The sequence below is a fragment of the Acetobacter sp. AC2005 genome (genome assembly GCF_037901235.1).
GTDB classification, from domain to species: domain Bacteria; phylum Pseudomonadota; class Alphaproteobacteria; order Acetobacterales; family Acetobacteraceae; genus Acetobacter; species Acetobacter oryzoeni.
On sequence record NZ_CP149625.1, the window covers coordinates 2,300,035 to 2,322,500 of the forward strand.

Annotated in this window: 21 protein-coding genes (1 of these 21 running past the window's edge); 10 read left to right on the forward strand and 11 right to left on the reverse strand. The window is 53.0% G+C overall.

Annotated elements, in window-relative coordinates:
* Position 1: 1 nt before the first annotated feature.
* The 5 genes from QQM41_RS11020 (at position 2) to QQM41_RS11040 (ending at position 5,895) form a co-directional block, all read left to right on the forward strand.
* Positions 2-811: a type III pantothenate kinase gene (locus QQM41_RS11020; RefSeq protein WP_050820057.1), complete on the forward strand. Its 810-nt coding sequence runs from the start codon at positions 2-4 to the stop codon at positions 809-811.
* A gap of 9 nt (positions 812-820) precedes the next feature.
* Positions 821-2,464, forward strand: coding sequence for a ribonuclease J (locus QQM41_RS11025; protein ID WP_339077133.1), 1,644 nt, complete (start codon positions 821-823; stop codon positions 2,462-2,464).
* A gap of 146 nt (positions 2,465-2,610) precedes the next feature.
* A complete protein-coding gene (gene proS, locus QQM41_RS11030) occupies positions 2,611-3,927 on the forward strand; it encodes a proline--tRNA ligase (protein ID WP_128105564.1) in 1,317 nt (438 codons plus the stop codon).
* 5 nt (positions 3,928-3,932) lie between these two features.
* Positions 3,933-5,180, forward strand: coding sequence for a lipoprotein-releasing ABC transporter permease subunit (locus tag QQM41_RS11035; protein WP_339077134.1), 1,248 nt, complete (start codon positions 3,933-3,935; stop codon positions 5,178-5,180).
* Positions 5,173-5,895 carry an ABC transporter ATP-binding protein gene (locus QQM41_RS11040; RefSeq protein WP_339077135.1) on the forward strand — a complete coding sequence of 241 codons (723 nt, stop codon included), beginning with the start codon at positions 5,173-5,175 and terminating at the stop codon, positions 5,893-5,895. Before QQM41_RS11035 ends, QQM41_RS11040 begins: the two co-directional genes overlap by 8 nt.
* Positions 5,896-5,898: 3 nt before the next feature.
* Here QQM41_RS11040 and QQM41_RS11045 read toward each other — a convergent pair whose 3' ends face one another.
* Entirely contained in the window at positions 5,899-6,387 is a 489-nt protein-coding gene (locus QQM41_RS11045; RefSeq protein WP_080986820.1) for a glutathione peroxidase, read from the reverse strand.
* A gap of 275 nt (positions 6,388-6,662) precedes the next feature.
* Between QQM41_RS11045 and QQM41_RS11050 the strand changes: the two genes are divergently transcribed.
* Positions 6,663-7,460 (forward strand): IclR family transcriptional regulator, encoded by a 798-nt coding sequence (locus QQM41_RS11050; protein ID WP_050820052.1) that lies wholly within the window; start codon positions 6,663-6,665, stop codon positions 7,458-7,460.
* 21 nt (positions 7,461-7,481) lie between these two features.
* Positions 7,482-8,315 (forward strand): DUF3108 domain-containing protein, encoded by an 834-nt coding sequence (locus QQM41_RS11055; RefSeq protein ID WP_339077136.1) that lies wholly within the window; start codon positions 7,482-7,484, stop codon positions 8,313-8,315.
* A 43-nt stretch (positions 8,316-8,358) separates the two neighbouring features.
* On the opposite strand, the gene glmS is transcribed toward QQM41_RS11055, so the two are convergent.
* Together glmS and glmU are read right to left on the reverse strand one after the other, a co-directional pair.
* Positions 8,359-10,182, reverse strand: a complete 1,824-nt coding sequence (gene glmS / locus QQM41_RS11060; protein WP_339077137.1) for a glutamine--fructose-6-phosphate transaminase (isomerizing) — start codon at positions 10,180-10,182, stop codon at positions 8,359-8,361.
* Positions 10,182-11,558 (reverse strand): bifunctional UDP-N-acetylglucosamine diphosphorylase/glucosamine-1-phosphate N-acetyltransferase GlmU, encoded by a 1,377-nt coding sequence (gene glmU / locus QQM41_RS11065; RefSeq protein ID WP_339077138.1) that lies wholly within the window; start codon positions 11,556-11,558, stop codon positions 10,182-10,184. Before glmU ends, glmS begins: the two co-directional genes overlap by 1 nt.
* Positions 11,559-11,640: 82 nt before the next feature.
* On the opposite strand from glmU, the gene QQM41_RS11070 reads away from it, so the two are divergent.
* Positions 11,641-12,339 carry an HAD hydrolase-like protein gene (locus tag QQM41_RS11070; protein WP_339077139.1) on the forward strand — a complete coding sequence of 233 codons (699 nt, stop codon included), beginning with the start codon at positions 11,641-11,643 and terminating at the stop codon, positions 12,337-12,339.
* 12 nt (positions 12,340-12,351) lie between these two features.
* Here QQM41_RS11070 and QQM41_RS11075 read toward each other — a convergent pair whose 3' ends face one another.
* From QQM41_RS11075 to QQM41_RS11095, 5 genes are read right to left on the reverse strand one after another with little or no spacing between them, the layout of a single operon-like run.
* Positions 12,352-13,158, reverse strand: coding sequence for a nucleotidyltransferase family protein (locus tag QQM41_RS11075; RefSeq protein WP_339077140.1), 807 nt, complete (start codon positions 13,156-13,158; stop codon positions 12,352-12,354).
* Positions 13,155-13,940, reverse strand: coding sequence for a sterol desaturase family protein (locus QQM41_RS11080; protein WP_128105556.1), 786 nt, complete (start codon positions 13,938-13,940; stop codon positions 13,155-13,157). Before QQM41_RS11080 ends, QQM41_RS11075 begins: the two co-directional genes overlap by 4 nt.
* Positions 13,937-15,031 (reverse strand): LptF/LptG family permease, encoded by a 1,095-nt coding sequence (locus QQM41_RS11085; protein ID WP_339077141.1) that lies wholly within the window; start codon positions 15,029-15,031, stop codon positions 13,937-13,939. Before QQM41_RS11085 ends, QQM41_RS11080 begins: the two co-directional genes overlap by 4 nt.
* Entirely contained in the window at positions 15,028-16,227 is a 1,200-nt protein-coding gene (locus tag QQM41_RS11090; protein ID WP_339078106.1) for an LptF/LptG family permease, read from the reverse strand. The genes QQM41_RS11085 and QQM41_RS11090 overlap by 4 nt, the downstream gene beginning before the upstream one ends.
* Positions 16,224-17,174 (reverse strand): metallophosphoesterase, encoded by a 951-nt coding sequence (locus QQM41_RS11095; protein WP_339078107.1) that lies wholly within the window; start codon positions 17,172-17,174, stop codon positions 16,224-16,226. The genes QQM41_RS11090 and QQM41_RS11095 overlap by 4 nt, the downstream gene beginning before the upstream one ends.
* Positions 17,175-17,269: 95 nt before the next feature.
* Between QQM41_RS11095 and QQM41_RS11100 the strand changes: the two genes are divergently transcribed.
* Positions 17,270-18,250: an acylglycerol kinase family protein gene (locus QQM41_RS11100; protein ID WP_339077142.1), complete on the forward strand. Its 981-nt coding sequence runs from the start codon at positions 17,270-17,272 to the stop codon at positions 18,248-18,250.
* A 24-nt stretch (positions 18,251-18,274) separates the two neighbouring features.
* Positions 18,275-19,228, forward strand: coding sequence for a hypothetical protein (locus QQM41_RS11105; RefSeq protein ID WP_339077143.1), 954 nt, complete (start codon positions 18,275-18,277; stop codon positions 19,226-19,228).
* A 5-nt stretch (positions 19,229-19,233) separates the two neighbouring features.
* Here QQM41_RS11105 and spt read toward each other — a convergent pair whose 3' ends face one another.
* From spt to QQM41_RS11120, 3 genes are all read right to left on the reverse strand, one after another.
* Complete coding sequence (spt, locus tag QQM41_RS11110; protein WP_339077144.1) at positions 19,234-20,448, reverse strand: serine palmitoyltransferase; 1,215 nt, start codon at positions 20,446-20,448, stop codon at positions 19,234-19,236.
* A 6-nt stretch (positions 20,449-20,454) separates the two neighbouring features.
* The gene (locus tag QQM41_RS11115) at positions 20,455-20,706 is read right to left on the reverse strand and encodes an acyl carrier protein (RefSeq protein WP_003625320.1); all 252 of its coding nucleotides are present in this window, start codon (positions 20,704-20,706) and stop codon (positions 20,455-20,457) included.
* Positions 20,707-20,838: 132 nt separating this feature from the next.
* Positions 20,839-22,466, reverse strand: partial view of a fatty acyl-AMP ligase gene (locus QQM41_RS11120; protein ID WP_339077145.1) — the 3' portion only. Its footprint extends 139 nt past the window's final position; the window shows 1,628 of its 1,767 coding nt (coding positions 140-1,767); its start codon lies off the right edge, out of view — the gene reads right to left on this strand; it ends in the stop codon at positions 20,839-20,841.

Sequence of the window (22,466 nt, forward strand, 5' to 3'; positions counted from 1 at the left end):
GGTGCTGCTTGTTATTGATGCAGGTAACACCAATGTCGTGTTTGCGGTGCATGATGGTGAAAGATGGCGTGGTGTGTGGCGCATTACCATGCAGCCCCAGCGTACATCTGATGAATATGCTGTCTGGCTGAATGCGCTGTTGCGCACCCAAGGTATTGTGGCAGATGATATTGATGGTGCGGTTATTGGCACTGTTGTGCCCGCTGCCTTGTATCATTTACGCACTTTATGCAGGCAGTGGTTTGCTGTTGAACCGCTTCTTGCATCTGCCCGGCTGGATTGGGGATTTGCCATCAAGGTGGATAACCCTGATGAGGTTGGGGTAGATCGGCTGTTGAATGGTCTGGCTGCACACCATATGTATGGTGGACCACTTACGGTTATAGATTTTGGAACGGCCACAACGTTTGATGTTGTGGATAAGGATGGAAGCTACTGCGGTGGTGTTATTGCTCCTGGCATCAATTTGTCGGTTGAAGCGTTACATCAGGCAGCAGCACGGTTGCCCCGTATAGGAATAGGGCGGCCAGTAGGAGATTCCGCCATTGGGCGCAACACGGTAACCGCAATGCGGTCTGGCGTGTTTTGGGGTTATGTTGGTTTGATTGAGGGGATTGTCGAGAGGATCAGAAAGGAGGTTGGCCCCATGAAGGTGCTGGCAACCGGTGGTCTGGCTCCACTCTTCTCAGAAGGTACGTCTGTTTTTGAACATGTGGATTCAATGCTCACCCTAAATGGGTTGCGTTTGCTGGCGGGGCGAAACCCCCTGCCAAAACTTACAGTGGACCGAGATTATGTTGCAGAAGGGTAAAACACGGAAATGACAGAACAGAACGGCGATCTGGCCTTTCTGCCTTTGGGCGGAACGGGTGAGATTGGCATGAATCTCAACCTTTACCGGTTGGGAGACACGTGGCTGGCGATAGATTGTGGCATTGGGTTTAGTGGCAACGATACGCCAGAAGCCGAAATTCTGGTGCCAGATCCAAGCTTTATTGTAGAGCGCCGGGATAAGCTGGCCGGCTTGGTAATTACCCATGCACATGAAGACCATATTGGCGCTGTGGCTCATGTCTGGCCCATGTTGCAGTGCCCTGTATATGTTACGCCTTTTGCCGCAGCTGTTCTGCGCCGCAAGTTGGCTGAGGCCCGCATTATGGATGTGCCTATTCATGTCATCCAGCCCGGTGCGCGGTTTGATGTAGGGCCGTTTGATATTGAGTTTGTGCCGGTAACGCATTCTGTGCCAGAGGCGCAGTCCATGGTTCTGCGCACGCCCTCCGGCATTGTGGTGCATACAGGGGACTGGAAGTTTGACCCAGACCCGTTGGTGGGGCCTGCAACAGACCTGAACAGGCTGGCCGAAATTGGCCGTGAAGGCGTTCTGGCGCTGGTGTGTGACAGCACCAATGTGATGAAGCCGGGGCCGTCTCGTTCAGAATCCGAAGTGCGCCGCAGCATGACGGAACTGGTGGCAAGCCTTAAGGGCCGCATTGCCGTAACATGCTTTGCCTCCAACGTGGCGCGTGTTGAAACCATTGCTATGGCAGCACAGGCTGCTGGGCGTACGGTGGTTCTGGTTGGGCGTTCCTTGCGCAATCTCGATACCGCTGCGCGGGATTGCGGTTATCTGTCTGGCGTTCTGCCGTTCCTGACAGAGCAGGACGTAAACGATGTGCCAGATGATCAGATTCTGCTGATCATTACAGGTAGTCAGGGTGAGCCTCGTTCCGCTCTGTCTCGCATTGCCATGGATACCCACCCCAACATCGCTTTGGGTGAGGGGGATACGGTTATTTATTCCAGCCGTATGATTCCGGGTAATGAGCGCGCAATTATGGCGGTGCAGGATAATCTTTCACGCCGTGGCGTGCGGGTGATTACGGACCGCGAGCATTTTGTGCATGTGTCTGGCCACGCAACGGGTGGCGATGTGCAGAAAATGTACGAATTGCTCAAGCCGCAGCATGTTGTGCCGGTACATGGTGAATGGCGCCATCTGACAGCACAAGCCGCATTGGCGCAGGAAATGGGTATTGCCCCCGTTCTGCTGGAAGATGGTGATATCCTGCGTCTTTCTCCGGGCAAGCTGGAAGTGGTGGATACAGCCCCAACAGGCCGTCTGGCACTGGATGGTAACCGTCTGCTGCCCATGAACGGAGGGGTGCTGGCTGCGCGCCGCAAAATGCTGTTCAACGGCATAGTCATCGGCAGTTTTGCAGTGGATGAAGAAGGCTTTGTGATTGGTGAGCCCAAGGTGAGCGCACCGGGCCTGCTTGATCCGGATGATCTGGAAAGCGTGCGTGTGCGTGAAGAATTCGCCAACGCGCTGGACATTATTCCAGATGAACTGCGTGGGGATGATGTTTCCTTCCGTGAGGCCGCCAAAACGGCCCTGCGTCGCGCATTGGGGCGTAAGCTGCAAAAGCGCCCATTGGTGGATGTTCACTTACTGCGTGTCTGATACCTGACAGAAGGCGGGGTAAGAGAAAATGCCGGAGTGTCAGGCTTTTCTTTATCCCGCCGCTGTTTTACAGCAGATAGTGATTGGTTACACCAAAGCGGCTTTCGTTCAGGAAAAGTCGCTTTTTTTACAAGGCTGAATGCACCATGCGTCTTTCGCGCAGCTTTCTTCCCACTCTCAAGGAAAATCCGGCAGAAGCCCAGATTGTCTCGCACCGGCTTATGTTGCGGGCGGGGCTTATCCGCCAGACGGCATCTGGCATTTATGCGTGGCTGCCAGCGGGGCTGAAAGTGTTGCGCAATATCAGCCAGATCGTGCGGGAAGAGCAGGATCGGGTAGGCGCGCAGGAAGTGCTGATGCCCACCTTGCAATCAGCCGATTTGTGGAAGCGTTCTGGCCGGTATGATGCCTATGGCCCGGAAATGCTGCGTATTCAGGATCGGCACAAGCGCGAACTGCTGTACGGGCCGACCAACGAGGAAATGATTACGGATCTGTTTGGTCAGACCGTAAAATCCTACAAGGATCTGCCGCAGGTTCTGTATCATATCCAGTGGAAATTCCGTGATGAAATGCGCCCCCGCTTTGGGGTGATGCGAGGCCGTGAGTTTCTGATGAAAGATGCCTACAGCTTTGATCTGGACTACGACTCTGCTGTTGCAACCTATCGGCGCATGCTGCTGGCTTACCTGCGTACCTTCCAGCGTTTGGGTGTGCGGGCTGTGCCCATGCGGGCCGATACTGGGCCGATTGGTGGTGAACTGAGCCATGAGTTCCTGATTCTGGCCCCCACGGGGGAAAGCGGCGTGTTTTACGATGCCGCGCTGGAAGAGCAGGATTGGCTGGATGAACCGGTTGATACCAACAGCCCCGTAGCGCTGGAAGCCTTCTTCAACCGTGTAACAACGCCTTACGCCGCAACGGATGAAATGCACGATGAGGCCGGATGGCAAGCCGTGCCAGAAGAACGTCGGCGTGAAGGCCGTGGCGTAGAAGTTGGCCACATCTTCTATTTTGGCGATAAATACACCCGCTCCATGGACGTCAGCGTAAGCGGCCCGGACGGAAACCAGCTTTACCCAGAAATGGGGTCTTACGGCATTGGGGTTTCCCGCCTTGCCGGTGCAATTATTGAAGCCTGCCACGATGATAACGGCATTATCTGGCCGGATGCAGTTGCACCTTTCCGTGCAGTTATTCTGAACCTGAAAAACGGTGATGAACTGTGCGATGCCATTTGCGAGCGCATCTACAACACGAATGAAGAAGCTTTCTTGTATGATGATCGTGCAGAACGTGCTGGCGTAAAGTTTGCAGATGCAGACCTTATGGGCCACCCGTGGCAGATTGTTGTAGGCCCACGTGGTGCCAAGGAAGGCAAGGTGGAACTGAAGCGCCGTGCCACCGGTGAGCGTCATGAAATGAGCGTGGATGACGCGCTGGCTCTGGTTCTGGCAGGCTGATCAGCATGTTCGGACCCTTTGAGCGGGCGGTGGCGGGCCGTTACCTCCGTGCGCGGCGAGGGGAACGGTTTGTATCAGTTATTGCCATTTTCTCGCTAGTTGGCATTGCCCTTGGTGTGGCAACGCTCATTATCGTTATGGCTGTGATGAACGGCTTTCAGGCCGACCTTATGGGACGCATTCTGGGGTTGAATGGGGACCTGACCATTTATGGTCAGGGCCGCACAATCTCCCAGTATGAAGATGTCACACGTAAGGTTCGGTCTGTTCCGGGTGTGGTCAGCGCCACACCTTTGGTGGAAGGGCAGGTGCTCCTCAGCGCTGGAGCCTATAATTCTGGCGGCATGGTGCATGGTCTGACACCGCAAGGGCTGAAAGACCTTAAAGCCGTCAGTTCTTCCATTATTGCTGGTTCACTAGATGATTTTGGCCCGGATGATTCCATCGTTGTGGGTGTTACAATGGCGGAACGGGCTGGCTTAGGCATTGGCTCTGGCCTTACCCTTGTTTCACCAGATGGAGCAGCCACGGCGTTTGGCACCGTGCCACGTGTGCGCCGGTATCGGGTAGTGGCTATTTTTGATGCTGGGGTGAATGATTACAACTCCAGCGTTGTGTTTTTGCCTATGCACGCGGCGCAAATTTACTTTCAGATGCCCAACAAGGCCACGCAGATCCAGGTCATGACCGAGGATGCAGAGCACGTGCGCCCTGTTACCCTTGCCATTGAAAATGCGGTGGGGGATCCGGGCCTGCGCGTGTTGGATTGGACGAACGCTAACAATGCTCTGTTTGGCGCCGTGCAGGTGGAGCAGAATGTGATGTTCCTTATCCTCACGCTGATTATTCTTGTGGCGGCTTTTAATGTTATTTCCTCTCTCATTATGATGGTGAAGGATAAAACAGCCGATATTGCCGTGCTGCGCACCATAGGGGCCAGCCGCGGCGCCATTATGCGCATTTTTCTAATGTGCGGCGCTTTTGTAGGCGTAACGGGCACTGTGGCAGGCACAGCACTCGGTGTTGTGTTCTGTATGAATATCGAGCGTATCCGTCAGCTTCTGCAAAAACTGACCGGCACAAATCTGTTCAACCCGGAAGTTTATTATCTGGAGCACCTGCCTGCAAAGCTGGTGTGGGGCCAGGTGGTCGAAGTTATTGTCATGGCGCTGGGGCTTTCCTTGCTGGCAACGCTTTATCCTTCTTGGCGTGCGGCCAAAACAGACCCTGTGGAGGCTTTGCGGCATGAATAATCAGCCAGTTTTAAGCCTGAAGCACGTTCGTAAGGCTTATCGCAGTGGGGATGAGGGTGTTCTGCCGGTTTTGCAGGATATCAATTTCTCTCTGCATGCCGGTGAAATTGTAGGGCTGGTTGCGCCGTCAGGCACAGGTAAATCAACCTTGCTGCATCTGGCTGGTTTGCTGGATACGCCAGACGCGGGTGAGATTGTTATTGCGGGCCAGATTACCACTGGCATGGCAGATGCCGGCCGCACGGCGATGCGGCGAGACCAGATAGGATTTGTCTATCAGTTTCACCATCTTCTGGGTGAATTTACAGCCAAGGAAAACGTGGTGCTCCCGCAGATGATTGCGGGCGTAGGCAAGGCACAGGCACGCCGTAAAGCCGAAGAGCTTTTGCGCATGTTTGGTTTGGCGCACCGTGTAAACCATCTGCCGGGCAAGCTTTCGGGCGGTGAGCAGCAGCGCGTTGCCATTGCGCGTGCTTTGGCAAATGACCCTGCGCTGCTGTTAGCTGATGAACCTACCGGCAACTTGGATGTGCATACGGCAGATAGCGTGTTTTCTCAGTTGCTTGATGTTGTGCGCCAGAAAGGGCTGGCTGTTCTGGTGGCAACCCATAACCGCGAATTGCTGCCGCGCATGGATAGGGTTGTGACCATGCAGGAGGGCAGGCTGGTACCAGCCGATTTTAACGGCGATGCACTGCCTGCCTTTGCTGGTTGATTTTTACGATTTAAGAGCATTTTCCACAGCATGCCTGACACGCCCAGATGTAGGCGGCGTTAGGCAGCTGAACCACGCAACAGGCATTCCCTGACGGTTGGTGAGATACTTAAAGAAGTTCCACCGTGGCCGTGCCAGAAAACCAAGCTCACTATCCAGCCATTTAAAAAGCGGAATAGCATCTGGCCCTTTTACAGGGCTGCGTGCCGCCATAGGGAAGGTGACCCCATAATTGACTTGGCAGAAGGACGAAATCTCTTCCGAGGTGCCGGGTTCCTGTTGGCCAAAATCATTGCTTGGCACCCCTACAACAACCAGCCCAGCTTTTTGGAACTGTGTCCATAAAGCCTGCAAACCTTCGTACTGTGGAGTAAATCCACATTTGGATGCGGTGTTCACCACCAAAACAGGTTTCCCCCGATAAGCGCTCAGATCAAGGGTGCTTCCATTTAGGGCGGGGAGTTTAAAATCATATATACAGGTCAAGTTCATGCCCTTTTGCTGCTATGGTGCAGGAAAGGCTTTATCTGTAGCGCAGGACGGAAAAGGGAGCGAGATTTTGGTGCATTTATTTGCGGCATAATGCCGAGGTGAAGAAGTGGAAGCCTGCTGCCCGTTTTCGGGTTCTTGTTTTTCAGGCTTCCACTATATCTTCTGCGCGGCAAGATCGGTTCTGATTTTTGTTGTTCATTATATTGAACTCGATCCCGTATTTGGAATAATGAAGAGATCGGACCTCTCTGTCAACAAGGAAAATAAGAAAAAGCATGTCCAAATCACAGGACACGGTTCCCGCATTGCGGCGGGCCGTTCGTATTCTTGATATGGTGAAGGCTTCCAGCAGGCCGCCCTTGGCCGCAGATGTGGCGCGCCAGCTCGATTTGCCGCGCAGTACGGTGCATGGTCTGCTGTCTGTTATGGTGGAGTTGGGGCTGCTGGAGAAAAACGCATCTCAGGGCTACAGGCTAGGCACACGCCTGTTGGACTGGGCCGGAGATGTGACAGAAAAGCGCGATCTGGTAACGGAATTCTACCATGTGCTGGAGAATCGTGCCGATCTGGATGCGTTTACAGTAACGCTAACCATGCTGGAGGGGGCGGAGGTTGTGTATGTGGCCTGCCGCAATAGCGCTACGGTGCTTGGGGCCTCTTTTAGGGTAGGAATGCGCTTACCTGCCATATTTACGGCCACAGGTAATGCCATGCTGGCAGGTATGGATGATACGTCTTTCAGAGAATGGCTGGCTCTTAACCCTGTTTCCACATGGTCAGAACCGCTTACACCGAACGGTATTTGCTCCGTGACGACATTGGTGCGTGAAATCGCAGAAATTCGTGACAGAGGATACGCCGTAGATGATGAGCAGGTGCATGAAGGCCTATGGTGCTTTGCTGCCTCTGTAAAAGATCATTCCGGGCAGACGGTAGCCGGTATTGGCATCAGCCTGCCTCAAACAGAATTAAGCCGTTTCACGGTTGCGCAATTGGGCAATATGGCTGCGGGGTTGGCGCAGGCTGTTTCTATCCGTTTGGGTTATCGTGGGGAACGGCAGGATTTTTCCTGATGATTCCAAAGGGACTTTCTAATGTCTTTTTTGCATCTGTTATTTAAGCGTCGTTTTGCCAAAGCCAGTGCCATAGGTTTGTTGCTTGGGGCCGGAGGCATGCTGGCAACGCCATATGCTGGTGCGGTTTCTGCCCCGCAAACAGTGGTGCGTTATTTTGTCTATGCACATGGGCTGCATGTTATGACCATTAACAGTGCTTATCGCCTAAGTGGGAACCAATATAGCGTAGCTGCCCAAAGCAAAACGGGCGGGTTGTTCCAGCTTTTCATGAAAACAAATATTAATCTGCGCGCGCAGGGACATTTTTATAATAGTGGCATGCCTGAGCCAGAAAGCTATGAGAGCGCAGGCTGGTCTCGCGGTAAAAACCGGCACCTGTCCATTGCCTATAAGCAGGATATGCCGGATGTGCAGGCAATGGAGCCTGTAGAAACTGACCGTGAACAGATTTTGCCAGATGAGCGCAAAGGCGCTGTAGATAATGTGGCTATTTTGATGGCGCTTTTGCACAAGGTGCAGGAGGGGCAAGGCTGTGGCAATGGTGCCGTGAAGGTGTTTGATGGTGTGCGCTTAAGCACGTTGCAGGTGCAAACAGACGGTGTGCAACCTTTGCCAGATGGCGCATCAAAAGATTGGGGAGAAGATGGCCTGCGCTGTAATTTTGTGGCGCAGCAGATCAAGGGCTTCAAACTGTCCAGCGCAGATCGTAAAGCCAGAAAGCCACAACAGGGCCGTGTCTGGTTTGAGAATATTCCCCAGATCGGCATGGTGGCGACCAGAATAGAAGTGGATAGCCCCAAAATAGGGCACATTATGGTGGAACTGGAAGGGAAACCTCAGTTGCAGCCATAAATGGTAAAAGCCCCTATCTGTGTAGATAGGGGCTTTTTTGTATTTATTCCACGGTCACAGATTTTGCGAGGTTACGTGGTTGGTCCACATCTGTGCCTTTCAGCACAGCAACTTCGTAAGCCAGCATCTGCACCGGAATGGTTTGCAGAATGGGGGCTACAAAATCATGCACATGGGGCAGAACCACCATCTGTTCTGCAATGGCAGAAACACGTTCAGCCCCTTTGGTATCCGTAAACACCAGCAGGCGGCCACCGCGTGCTTTAGCTTCCTGCAGATTGGAAAGCGTTTTTTCAAATAATGCGTTTGAAGGTGCTGTAGCCACAATCGGCACTGTGCGATCGATAAGGGAAATCGGTCCATGTTTCATTTCACCAGCAGCATATGCTTCTGCATGAATGTAAGAGATTTCCTTCAGCTTGAGCGCGCCTTCCATGGCAACGGGGAACATGCTGCCACGGCCCAGATACAGAACATCGCGGGCTTCCACCACAACTTGCGCCATGGTGCGAATAGCGTCTGTCTGGTTGAACACTTCTGCCGCGCGGCTAGGGAGGTCCAACAGGGCGCTGACAAGATGTTCTTCTGCCAACGTGTCCAGCTTGCCGCGTGCACGGGCTGTAGCAATGGTCAGGCACGCCAATACGGTTAGCTGAGCTGTAAAGGCCTTGGTGGATGCCACAGAAATTTCCGGGCCAGCCACTGTGCCCAGCACAACATCGCTTTCCCGCGCCATGGTGCTGTGTTCAACATTCAGCACGGAAGCAATGTGAATTGCTTTTTCACGCAGGCTGCGTAGGGCTGCCAGTGTATCTGCTGTTTCCCCAGATTGAGAAATCAACAGCCCCAAGGATCCTGCCGTAAGCGGTGGATTGCGGTAACGCATCTCGCTGGCAACATCTATATCCACGGGCAAGCGGGCAATTTCTTCCAGCCAGTAGCGGCCAATCATCCCGGCAAAAAAGGCAGACCCACAGGCGGTAATAACGGCACGCGGCACTTCTGCCAGATCAAAAGGCAGTTCAGGCAAAATAACGCGGCGAGAAGCCGGGTCCACCATGCGCTGCAAGGTCTGGCCGATTACCAACGGATGTTCGTGCAGCTCTTTTTCCATGTAATGGCGGTAACCATCTTTACCGATGGAACCGGCAGCCAAGGCGGTGAGCTGAATGGTGCGTTCAACTGGCGCACCATCAAAGGTCATGAATTCTGCACCCTTGGGGGTGATAACAACGCAATCACCATCTTCCATGTAGGCGATGCGGCGGGTCAGCGGTGCCAGAGCCAGTGAATCGGAGCCCAGAAACATTTCATCATCGCCAAAGCCTACAGCCAGAGGAGCACTGTGGCAGGCACCAATCATCAGCCCTTCATGGCCAGCAAAAATCATGGCAACGGCATATGCGCCTTCTAGGCGACGCAGTGCACGAAGTGCGGCTTCCTTGGGTTCCAGACCCTGCTGCAGGTGGTAATCAACCAATAGAGCAATAGTTTCACTATCGGTTTCTGTTTCAAAAACCTGACCAGCAGCTTCCAATTCACGGCGCAGGGTTTCAAAGTTTTCGATAATACCATTGTGCACAATAGCCACGCGCTCGGTACCATGAGGGTGAGCATTGCATGCAGTGGGGGCACCATGTGTGGCCCAGCGTGTGTGGCCAATACCGGTAGTGCCGGGCAGTGGAGATTTTTTGAGCAGTCCAGCAAGGTTATCCAGCTTGCCTGCTGCACGGCGGCGTTCAACACGCCCATCTACTAATGTAGCAATACCTGCGGAATCATAGCCCCGATATTCCAACCGGCGCAAACCTTCAAAAACAATAGGGGTGGCATGCCTTCGGCCAACAACGCCGCAGATCCCACACATCAGCCATTTTCCTTTTTTGCTTGCAGGCGCTCTTTGAAAAGCCTGCCCATTTCAGCTTTATTCACCTGCTGCGCCCGACCAAAAGCCAAAGCTTCATCTGGCACATTTTGTGTAATGACACTGCCTGCTGCCACCAAAGCGTTGTTTCCAATACTTACGGGTGCCACAAGAATGGAATCCGAACCAATAAAGGCTTTGTCTCCAATTGTGGTGGTGTGTTTGAACACGCCATCATAGTTGCAGGTAATGGTGCCCGCGCCAATATTGGTGCGGCTGCCGATTTCGGCATTACCCAGATATGTCAGATGATTGGCTTTGGAACCTTCGCCCAGCGTGGTGGCCTTGAGTTCAACAAAGTTGCCAACGCGTGCAGAAGTGCCAATGGTGGTACCTTCCCGAATGCGCGCATAAGGGCCAATAATCGCACTGGCCTGCACTTCGCATCCCTCAAGGTAGCTAAAGGCGCGAATAATCGCACCACTTTGCACGGTTACACCCGGGCCAAAGAACACATTTGGTTCTATCAACACATCGGGTTCAATTTGCGTATCAGCACTGAAAAATACAGTTTCTGGCGCAACCAAAGTTACACCATTTTCCATGGCCTTATTGCGTAGGCGTGTTTGCAAGGCTGCTTCTGCCTGCGCGAGTTCCGCACGGGAATTCACGCCGCGCAGTTCATCTTCTGCTGCTTCTACCGCGCGCACCTGCACGTTATCGGCAACGGCCAGATCCACCACGTCTGTCAGATAATATTCGCCCTTGGCGTTATCATTACGCACATTATGGAGCCAACGGCGGAAATCTACGGCATCAGCACACAATACACCGGCATTGCACAGGTCAATCGCGCGCTCTTCTGGTGTGGCATCTGCCCATTCCACAATACGTTCTACATTGCCATCTTGGGCTACCACGCGGCCATAGCGTGCAGGATCGGCCGGGCGCATTGCCAACAATGCCAAACCTACATTCGGCTTACGGCGTTCTTCTAGCAGGCGGTTGAGGGTTTCTGCTGAAATCAGAGGATTATCAGCATACAGCACAGCCACATCGCCATCACCAAACCAGGCTTCGGCCTGTAAGGCAGCGTGGGCAGTGCCCAAGCGTTCTTGCTGCACAACCACCGGGTAGGGGGCTGCCAGTTCGGCAACTTCTTCCATATCTGGGCCGATTACAACAACCAGCCTGTCAAATACCTCCGCTGCGTTGGCAAGCAGATGTGCCAGCATTGGCCGGCCGCCAAGAGATTGCATGGCTTTAGGGCGGGAGGATTTCATGCGGGTGCCCAGTCCGGCGGCCAGAAGAACCGCCGTGGCAGGACGTGGTGCGGAAATAGACGTCATAAGAGCATGCGGTAAGCCAAGCTCCGGCATGTGTCAAACGTCTCCTCACCGGAAAACAAACATGCCAATATCATAAAAGTTTTCAGATATTTACTCGGCAAGGAAAAACCGCATGTCCGCACCTCGTCTGGCTGTTTTTGATATGGACGGCACGTTGCTTGATTCCGTGCCAGATCTGGCTGCGTGTAGCCGGGAGTTACTGGAAATCTGCCACCTTCCGCCTCTGACAGATGCAGACGTGCGCACCATGATAGGCAATGGCGTGCCTACTTTGGTACAACGTGTTCTGAATGCCGGACGAGAAAAGCAGAAGGCCATAACTGCGCAGCCTTATACGCTACCGTTTACGGAGTCTGAAGCTGTGCAAAAGTTTATGGAGCTTTACACACCGCGGGCCACGCGGCTTTCGCGTCTATTCCCCGGCACTCAGCAGGTATTGGAGCAGTTGAAAGATGCAGGATGGCTGCTGGCTGTATGCACCAACAAGCCAGAGGTAGCGGCCAGACGTATTTTAGATAATTTTGGCCTGACATCACTTTTCTCGGCAATAGGCGGAGGTGACAGTTTTGCGGCCCATAAACCAGACCCTGCGCATTTATTGGGGACAATAAAGCAGGCGGGTGGAGAGGTTGCGCGCAGTGTTATGATTGGAGATATGCCGCCAGATTATGGTGCCGCTACAGGGGCTGAAGTGAAGTTTGTGTTTGCTGCGTGGGGATATGGTTCCAGCGCATTGGCGGCACAGGCAGACGGCCAGGCAGCTAGCATGGCGGAGATTCCTTCCGCATTGCACGCGCTGCTGCCCGTCTAAATCTGAAAAAGTTTATTTCTGTAGTGTTTTTGCGAAGGAACAAGCGGGTAGGCTAGCAGCAAGTTCTTCTGCCAGCACAACATCAGTTGGTTTATCTACATCTACAGCGGCGCGGCCATCAGAAAGCGGAACAAGCTCCGCTTTCGCGCTGGTGAGGCGATAGATGCGTTGATAAAGAGCGCGCCGTGTTAGCTTGCCACAAAGGGCGCGTAACAAAATACTTGGCCCTAAAAGCCATGCAACACGCAAAGGGTGCTTGCGGTTTTTCTCTACATGCCGCCACAGGTCTGCCACGCGTGCAGAAACAGAGGTGCGGAATAAAAACAGGTTACAGCCAGAAAAAGTCAGATCAGCAAGCCGGATATAGGTGCGCTGTGTATGGGGCACATCTCGCTGTATAGTTGTTTCTGCTGCAACGGCCACAGCAAGATCGGCTTGTGGGTGGCTCTGGCTGAGCAATTCCTGCACCCAGCTTGGCTGGAGCAGAGCATTATCTGCCGTGGTCACCAACAAAGGGGTGCCATAGCGTGCAAGGCCAGCCAGCACGCTTGCGCTAGGGCCTTCAGGGCGCGCCGGAATAACGTCTATTCCTGCAGGAATGATAGAGGCAATAATTTGCGGGTTTTCAATGCAAACAGCAATGCGCGTGATTTGAGGCACCTGTTGCAGCGCATCAATCACCCTTAAAAGCATAGGTACACCGCCAATAGGCAGAAGCGCTTTGTGAGAAACGCCTCCGGCCAATGCAACGGGATCTGGCTTGCCGGGGCGGGAGCCCGCCAGAATAAAGGCTGTAATGCCTTGGGAGGAAGCGGTCATGCCGCTTTCCTGTTCTCCGCCGGGCGTGCACCATCGGGGCGATCACGCGGGGGAGCGCCAGTCAGATCCATCACCCACGGATACTGTTGGGCTTCCTTAACATCGTAACCAAGGTTGAAAACCGTGGGGCTACGGGGGCGGGCTTTGGCATCCAGATAATATGAGCCAAATATCCGGTCCACGACAAAGCTGGTGATGCCGAAGTTTCCATCTTCATCATGGAAGTGGTGCAGCACATGGCGTGCTTTCATGCGCTGGATCCAACTCGCACGTGGCTTGTAGTTGAGATGCTGGATGCAGTGGAAGAATTCGTAAATGCAGGTAATGGCCACGCCCGTGCCAAATGCTGTGGCTGCAGCCCCAATGCCACCAATAAGATACCCAATGGGGATGGTTACAGCCCCAATGGTCGGCAATGTTGTAGCGGGTGCGCCGAACAGAACATCCAGCAGATGCGGGTCCTGATGATGGTCAAAATGGATGCGCTTCCACAGAGCGGCCGTCCATTTCATTTTATACAGGATACGGCCATGCAGCACGTAGCGGTGCAGCAAGTACCATACCAATGGATACACAATAACCACCGCTACCAGAGAAACCAGTGTTGGCCACCAGCCTGCAAAAAAGTACGCAGCCAGCGCAGCAGAAGCAATAACCAGCGCAAAATAGAGCAGGATGGTAGGGTAGGTAAGATATGCCACCCAAAGCTGCCTGAGGTTCATTTTCCCCAGATCAAAGCTGCGCCCGGTTTTAAGCGACGAGTTATTTAGCGTTCCGCTCATCGTGTTTCATTCCTCAGGAGCACAGTAATGGCCCCCAGTGTGAAAATAATCAGTGCGGGTATGGTAGCAATGGCCGGTGGTAGCAACCCCGCATTTCCCATTGCGCGTAGCATACCCTGCACAATAATAAACAACAGCCCGCTGCCCAAGCACCATACTGGCACCCAGCTGCGCGTTCCTGTCCGTGGAGGGATATAGATTGTAGGCAGCGCAATCAACAAGAGAACAAGCAAGGATGCCGGACGCAAGAAGCGTTCAAGCAGCCCAGCCTCCAGAAAACCGGGGCTGGTATGGGATGGTAGGCGCCCACGTAACATGCCCAGAATGGTGGTGGAAGAAAGCGGCGGATTTTCGGCAGACAGGCGAATAAACTCCCACGGATGCAGGTTTGTATCCCACCCCATGTCCTGAACAGAAGGCAGGCGTGTGGTTTTTTCGCCCTCCACGGTAATGCTATCAACATTGTGCAAGAGCCAGCCACGCGTATGTGTATAGTCAGCAGATTGGGCGTGGAGAATCTGCTGTAGCCGCCCGCTAGCATCGCGGATGTAGATATCTACCTTGGTCAGCATATTGCCGCCATCAGACGTATAACCAATATGGGCAATACGGTTGCCATCATGAAACCAGAAGGCATGCCCGTTTTCAGGGTGTGGGTCTGTGCGGTTCCACCACGCGGCCAATGCCTGTTCAGACCGGGGGATGACCTGATCATCCAGCACAACACCGGCAAAGCCAATCACCAAGATGGCGGGGATAAGGTATTTATACAGCCCAAAGGTAGAAAGGCCGCAGGCGCGCAGGATGGCAATCTCGCTGGCCAATGTCATCTGTGTGAGCATAAGCAGCGCGCCAATGAGCACACTTAATGGAAGCGCACCTGCCAACAGAAATGGGGCGCGCATGGCTGCAAAACTCAGAATACCCTGGATGCCCAAGTGCCGTTGTAAAATAGGGGTGGTTTGTTCAAGCAGAGCCAGAATTTCAAGAAGCCCGACAAGAACGGCACCGCAAAAAATCACGCGCGAGAGCAACGCCATGGAAAGATAGCGGAGAAGAACGTGGCGGGGCATGCTTGAAGATTGGCTCATGGCAGGGCTTTTTGGGCAGATGAGCGGGAACGCCAGGCTTTTAAGACCTGGAATGCTCCTGATTTATAAAGCAGCAGCAAAGTGCAGCCGACAATAAACACCAAAGCAGGGCCCCAGATAAGCAGGAGCGATGCTTTTTTGGTGGCAACCATGCTGTGGCCAAACTGGATGATGTGGTCAAACCCAACCATAATAATAAAGGCCAGAGGCAGACCGGCATTGTTGCGCTGGCGCTTGCGCATGAGTGCCAGAGAAGCCGCCAGAAGCGGAATAAAAGGCACAGTCAGGCTGCGTGCCATACGAAAATGCACTTCAGAGCGCATATGCGGGCGGGAAATGGAAGGATCATGCCGGATGAGGCGGCCAACCAGTTCGGGAGATGTGAGTTCTCGCTCATCTTCCCCGCGGGTGCGAAAAGGAGAGATGTGCGAAGCATGCGTAAGGTAGCGTGTTGAATGGTCAAACGTGACCAGACTGGGCACGCCATCGCCTTTATCCGTAACAATCACGCCATTGGTCAGATCAATCTGAACAGTTTCTCCATCTAAACCGATACGGATATGCCCATTGCGCGCTGTAATATCGCGCTCCTGCTGCTCAGATAGATCTCTGATAAAAACGTTTTCCAGATCAGAACCGCTTTGAGAGACCTTGTCCGCAACAATGGTGAGTTGGGAGGAAGGGCTGGCAAACATGCGGGGCTGCAAACGCGGTGCCCAGCCCGTATGGCTGGCAATATAAAATGTTGAACGAAAATCATACCGCGCGTGAGGCTGGATAAAGCCATAAAGCAGGAAGGAAAGGATACCCAACACAACGCCCAACTGGATATAGGGGCGTGTGATCCGCAACAGTGAAAGGCCACTGCTGTTAATGGCATCAATTTCTTCATTCTGGCTCATGCGGCGGATGACGGTAAACACCGCTACGCAGAGCGCTGCGGGAATAGCCAAGCCCAGATAATGAGGCAGCAGAGCCGCCAGCAAGCCAATAAAGATGCCAATGTGGTTGTTGCCCGCTGCCAGCAAGTTGAACAGCACCAAAAGGCGTTCAAGTATCAGGGCAATCATCACAACAGACAGTGCCACCAGAAAAGGTGGCATAACCTGAGCGATCAGGTAGCGGTCTAATGTGCCGGGGCGAAGCGAAGCTACAATCCGGCGCAGAAAAGGCACATTGAACATGCGGGCTGTCATAGCGAGGTTGCGGGCAAAAGGCGATGCATACTGCACACACGCCTTATCTGGCTGTCTTGCAAGTTTCCATTCGGCATTAAGCTGCGGTGCTGAATGGTGATTTGCCAGATATCGGGCTGTTTGTGCACGGAAATGGCGTTCCACCCCGCACTTTTTTCCGGTTCATCCGCAATATGAGAAGCGGAGGTGCTGCTGACCGCCAGAATATCTGTGCCCGGAATAGGGGTGATTTGCGCACGATGAGAATGCCCGTAAAGCACAAGTTCAGCACCTTCTGCACGCAATACATCTTGAAACGCCTGAAAGTCATCCAGCCCTTTGCGGCGGCTGACAATACCTTGCGTCGGAGGGTGATGAAGTAACACAATCCGGCATAATCCCATAGCGCGTGTGCGGCGCAACAGATCCGCCAAAAGCACAAGCTGGGTTTGCCCTGCCTTGCCAGATGCCAGAAAGGGCAGGGTGGGGATGGCTGTATTTAGCCCAATAAGGGCAATATGATCTTTTACCAGTAGTGAAGGGGCCGCCGGTTCAGCCTTTGTGCCGTTATGTAGCCATTCGGCCCAGAGTGCCTGTTTGGCAGCACTGTTCTCTTTGATCAGAGCATCATGATTGCCCGGAATAAGCAGTGTAGGGGGCAAATCCTGCTGCAAAAGCCACTGCCGTATGTTTTGAAATTCCTTCAATAATCCCAGATTGGTCATATCCCCTGTCAGGGCAACCATATCTGGGTGAAAGTGGCGGATATCCTGCATAACTGCCTGCAAAGCCGGTAGTTTATGCAAATGCCTGCGCCGCAGTTGCCATGACAACAAACTGAGAATGCGCTTGAAGCGGATTTCCTTCAAAGAAGGCAAGCCGACAAGTGGCAGATGTGGGTCAGACAGGTGGGCGATATGAACGCAGGACAAGAAAAACACATCTCCGATGACGGGGTATGGCCCCACGGCATGTGACAAGAGCCATAACAGCCTTTATACCATCGCCCGTAGCCGGGGCAAAAGGCGCTGGCGTTTTTGTTTGTTTATAGCAAGAGTGCTGAATGTCCGATCGTTTTGCCCTGATTTACAATCCTCGTAGCCGTCGGAATTTGAAGGCAGATCCCAGGTATCTGGAACTTGCGGGCAAAATGTTGGGGCCCTTGTTTTGTTCCCCTAGAACGCATGCTGCATTACGGCAGCAGGTTTATGCCCTTTTACAGCAAAAAATAAGCTGTCTGGTTGTGGATGGGGGAGATGGCACAGTTGGGAATGTTCTGAGCGCACTTTATACCTCTTCTTGCCCGCCAGAGCAGTGGCCCAGCATTGTTGTGTTGCCCTCTGGCAATACCAACCTGATTGCCACAGATGTTGGATTTGGTAAGCGCGGGGTTGAGGCATTAGAGATTTTGCAAGCTCGTCTTGCATCCGGGCGCCTTCTTTCCGATGTGCGGCGCAGGCAGCCTTTGGTGGTCACGCGGGATGGACAGAAAAATGAGGCATCTCTAGGCTTTTTTGGCGGTTTAGGTGCTTTTGGGCGCGGGATTGAAATTGCACATGACCCCAAAATCCTGAAAAATTACTCGCATGATGCCGCTGTTATGGCGACATTATTTGTAACAGCGTGGCAGTTGCTAAGCCCCAAACATAGGCGAGGATGGCTGGAAGGCACAAAAGTTACAGTGGAGCGTGATGGTGAAATATTGCCCGAACAGAATCATTTTCTGTTTTTATGCACAGCTTTGCATCGGTTGCCCCACGGTATCTGGCCATTTTGGCAAAATCTGAAAGAAGCAGACCGAGGAATTAGTTATCTGGATGTTGCTGCTTTTCCCCCGCATTTAGGGCGTGCAGTCTGGAATTTGTTGCGCGGAAAAGCACCGCAATGGCTACGGCAGGATGCAGCCTATCATAGCGGCTCGGCAACGGAATTGGTACTGCGTACGGACCAATCTTTTATTCTGGATGGTGAAGTTCTGCCCCCGGGGCAAGATGGCTGCTTGACCATTTCTGCGGGCCCCGTGGTTTCTTTTGTGCATGTTTAAAACGTTCTGGTGGAAAAGCAGTTCATGAAGGGTATTCGGGTGGGGCAGAAAGAAGTTTTTGCCCTTACAGAGCAAGAACTGCATACACCGGTATCCCCTTTGGTTACGGAATTTGTGCATAATCTTTTAGGGAATGCACAACCATTGGGGGTTCTGTTTTATGGATCTGGCCTGCGGGGCGGGATTCAAGATGATACCCTGCTGGATTTTTATATTATCGTAGACAAACAGGCAGACTGGCCCAGAACGAGGCTTTCCTGTCTGGCAAATGCTCTTTTACCCCCTAATGTAGAATATCATGAATATAGGGTAGGGGAGCATCTTCTACGGGCCAAAGTTGCCATTTTGTCTCTTGCGCAGTTTCGTGCCCTAACGCGCCCACAAACGCTGGATACCACGGTATGGGCGCGCTTTTCTCAGCCTGTTCGGTTGGTATGGTGGCGGGATAGTAAGGCCCAAGGCGCATTGCATGCTTGTGTTATACGGGCTGTATTGGCCGCCGCATGGTGGGCAGCTCAACTTGGCCCAGATTCAGGCACCGTGCTGGATTATTGGAATGCTTTGTACCGCAATACATATCGGGTTGAATTGCGCGTTGAAAAAGCAGGCCGTGGGCAAAGTATTGTAGATGCTTATACTCAGCGTTATGCGCAGCTTTTGTTGCCGTGTTGGCAAATGCTAGGCATTCCGTACACATCTCAAGATCAGATTGTAACGCCGCTAATCCCGCAGGAACAAAAGCAACATGCCATTCAAAAATGGGCATTACGTGCATCTTGCGGACGGCCTTTAAATATTTTGCGCCTGCTTAAGGCAGCTTATACTTTTACAGGTGGGGCATGTTACGCGGCTTGGAAAGTCCAGCGCCATAGCGGAATAGAAGTGCCGCTTTCTCCATTTGCAGAAAAACACCCCTTGCTGGCAGCGCCACCAATTGTTTGGCGGTTATGGCAACAAGGGGCATTTAAACGCAAATAAGGATTTTACGCGGCGGTGGGTGCGGGTGATACGCCCACTTCTGCGGCAGCTTGGCGGAATATGGCAATGGCCTGAGCAATTTGCTCTGGCGTATGGGTGGCCATTACAGAACAACGCAGCAAAGGACGAGAATCTGGCGTTGCCGGAGGAAGGCTGAGGTTTACGTAAACCCCAAGCTCCAGCAGTCTGTTCCACATGGGAATAGCTTCTTCAGCTGTTTCCAGCGTAACAGCAATAACAGGGGTGGCCTGTTTGCTGGCATTCAGCCCGATATCTACAAATCCAGCATGAAGTTGCTGGGCATTGGCCATAAGCTGTTTGCGCAGTTCTGGATGAGCCTGCATATCGCCCAAGGCTGCCGTTGTTGCTGCAATAACTTCTGGCGGAAGGGATGCCGTAAACATGTAAGGACGGCAGTTCAGACGCACGAATTCCAGTTCAGGATGATCGGATACGCAGTAGCCCCCAACAGTGCCGAGGCTTTTTGAAAATGTGCCGACGATAAAGTCCACATCAGCTTCCACACCATCGGCTTCAGCTGCGCCGCGTCCGTTTTCACCCAGCACCCCAAAAGAGTGGGCTTCATCTACAAGGAGATATGCGTCAGTTTCTTTTTTAACAGCTACAAATTCTGCAATCGGGGCCACATTGCCCGTCATGGAATAAATACCTTCAACCACAATCAGTTTGGCACCAGGTGTGCCATCCATGCGTTTGAGGCGTTTATAAAGGTTATCCGGATCATTATGGCGGAAGCGGATAACTTCAGCGGCACTCAGGCGGCTACCGTCGTAAATACTGGCATGGCTATCTGCGTCTAAAAACAGATGATCGCCTTTGCCTGCCAACGTGGAGATGATGCCCAAGTTGGCCTGATAACCGGTAGAAAATACCATGGCATCACGGCGGCCAAAAAATGCGGCAATATCTTTTTCAAGCTGCCGATGGAGGGACTGCGTGCCATTTGCAATGCGCGAGCCCGTAGTGCCGACGCCACACGCAGCAGCGGCTTCCTGCGCTGCCCGAATAGCATTTTTGGATTGGCTAAGGCCCAAATAATTATTGGTGCCAAAAAGAAGCGTTTCCCGACCTTCAATAATTCCAACAGTTGAAGATACGGGCTTTTCAATAACAACAGCAAAAGGGTTGCGGCCACCAACGGCGACTACAGAACCCAGCGCGCCTGCCGTACCTTCAAATTTGGAAAATAGTGATGTCATCCACGCTCACCCTTTGTTTTTCAGAGCGACAATGCATGCAGCAAGGTCATTAATCGTCCGGATATCGGCCAGTTTGTCGAGCGGGATGGAAACATCCAAGCTGTCTTCAACTTCCATCACGAAGTTCATGACGGCCAAAGAATCAAACGCAAGATCTTCCATGATCTTGCAGTTACCATCAATGTCACGCGGAACCTTCGGGTTAGCGAGGAGCTTTTGAATGATCAGCGCGGAAACGCTTTCAACGGTTTCGCTCATGTCGGATCCTTCATCCCTTAAGGGCGTTTGTTTTATGCCGAGCTTGTGCCCGCAGTGCCGCCTTATGGGTGAAAAAGGCCAGTTTGACCAGCCTTTCTCCTCATAAAGGGGCGATAAAATCCCGTAGGCCGGTCAGGCGACTTCAGACTGCTGCTCAAACGCACCGCTCAGATACATGGTGCGGGCTTTGGCGCGTGTAAGTTTACCTGAAGATGTCTGTGGCAGCGCGTGCGGTGGCACCAATACAACAGAAACTTCCACGCCATGAAGGCGGCGGAACAAACTGGTTGCTTCGGCTTTCAGCTTCTCACGCGTATCTGTAGCGGAAGCGCGGCACTGAATAAGGGCCACGATTTCCTCATGGTCACCTTTTTCCAACGAGAAAACGGCGACGTCTCGGCTACGCAGGACAGGGATATGCGTTTCAGCAGACCATTCCAGATCCTGCGGCCAGATATTGCGGCCATTAATAATAATCAGGTCTTTGGCACGGCCAGTGACAACTATCTGTCCCTCCAGCATGTAGCCTAGGTCGCCTGTATCTAGCCAGTTGTCAGCATCCAGTGTTTTGCTGCTTTCTTCCGGCATGCGGAAGTACCCGCTCATCAGGCTGGGGCCACGCACATAAATAGTGCCAACTTCTCGGTCGCTTAGTACCCGGCCATAACTGTTCCGGACTTCCAGTTCATGCCCCGGTAGAACTTTGCCGCAAATTACAAAAGTACGGCTTGGTGTATCTGCATTGGCTGGAGGGCGTGCAATTCCGGTGCTTTCCAGTGCAGGAAGGTCAACCGTATCTGTCTCTATGCCAGTATCAAGCGGTGCAAAACTGATGGCAAGTGTGGCTTCTGCCATACCATAGCTTGCTACAAATGCTTTGGGGCTAAACCCAACAGGAGCAAAACGTGCGGCAAACTCATCCAGAATATGTGCGCGGATCATATCGCCACCAATGCCAGCAACTCGCCAGCAGGAAAGATCCAGCCCTTCAGATGCGGGCCGCCGTGCGCAAAGTTCATACCCAAAGGAAGGGCTGTAAGCGATGGTGCCTCGGTTGCGGCTGATCAGATCCAGCCACACATGCGGCCGCCGTGCGAATTCACGCGTTGGCAGCAAGTCCACACTCAGCTGGCATGTCATGGGGGTCAGGAAGAAGCCAACCAAACCCATATCATGATAGAGGGGAAGCCAAGAAACGCAGCGGTCTCCCGTTTCCTTAACCTGCAAACCATTGCGCGCAATGGAAGAAACATTCGCCATGCCGGAACGGTGGCTTACGCAAACCCCCATGGGAAAGCGTGTACTGCCGGAAGAAAACTGAAGATAAGAGAGGTTCTCTGGCTGAATGTCAGGCAAAGGCATATCTGGCACAGGGCGTGCCATCAGTTCAGCTGGCGGCCCAGCGAATACAAGCCCTAAGCCTGTTACAATTTCGTCTGTCCAGCCTTCGATAATCTGCGGAATAATCACGGCGCTGGCCTGTGCGCTGGTGATCATGCCCCGAAGAGTTTTTAGGTAGGCTTCTTTACCACCAAAAGCGACGGGGAGGGGAAGAGGGGCCGCAACCAAACCAGCATACTGACAGCCAAAGAATATACGTGCGAAATCACCATCGCTTTCTGCAACAATGGCAACACGATCTCCCGGCTGTAGGCCCATACCCAAAAGGCGCAAAGCCGTCTCAACAGCCTGTTGACGCAATACTTTATAGGGAAGGGCTTCTAGAAGTACGCCTTTGCCGGAATAAATATTAAACCCGG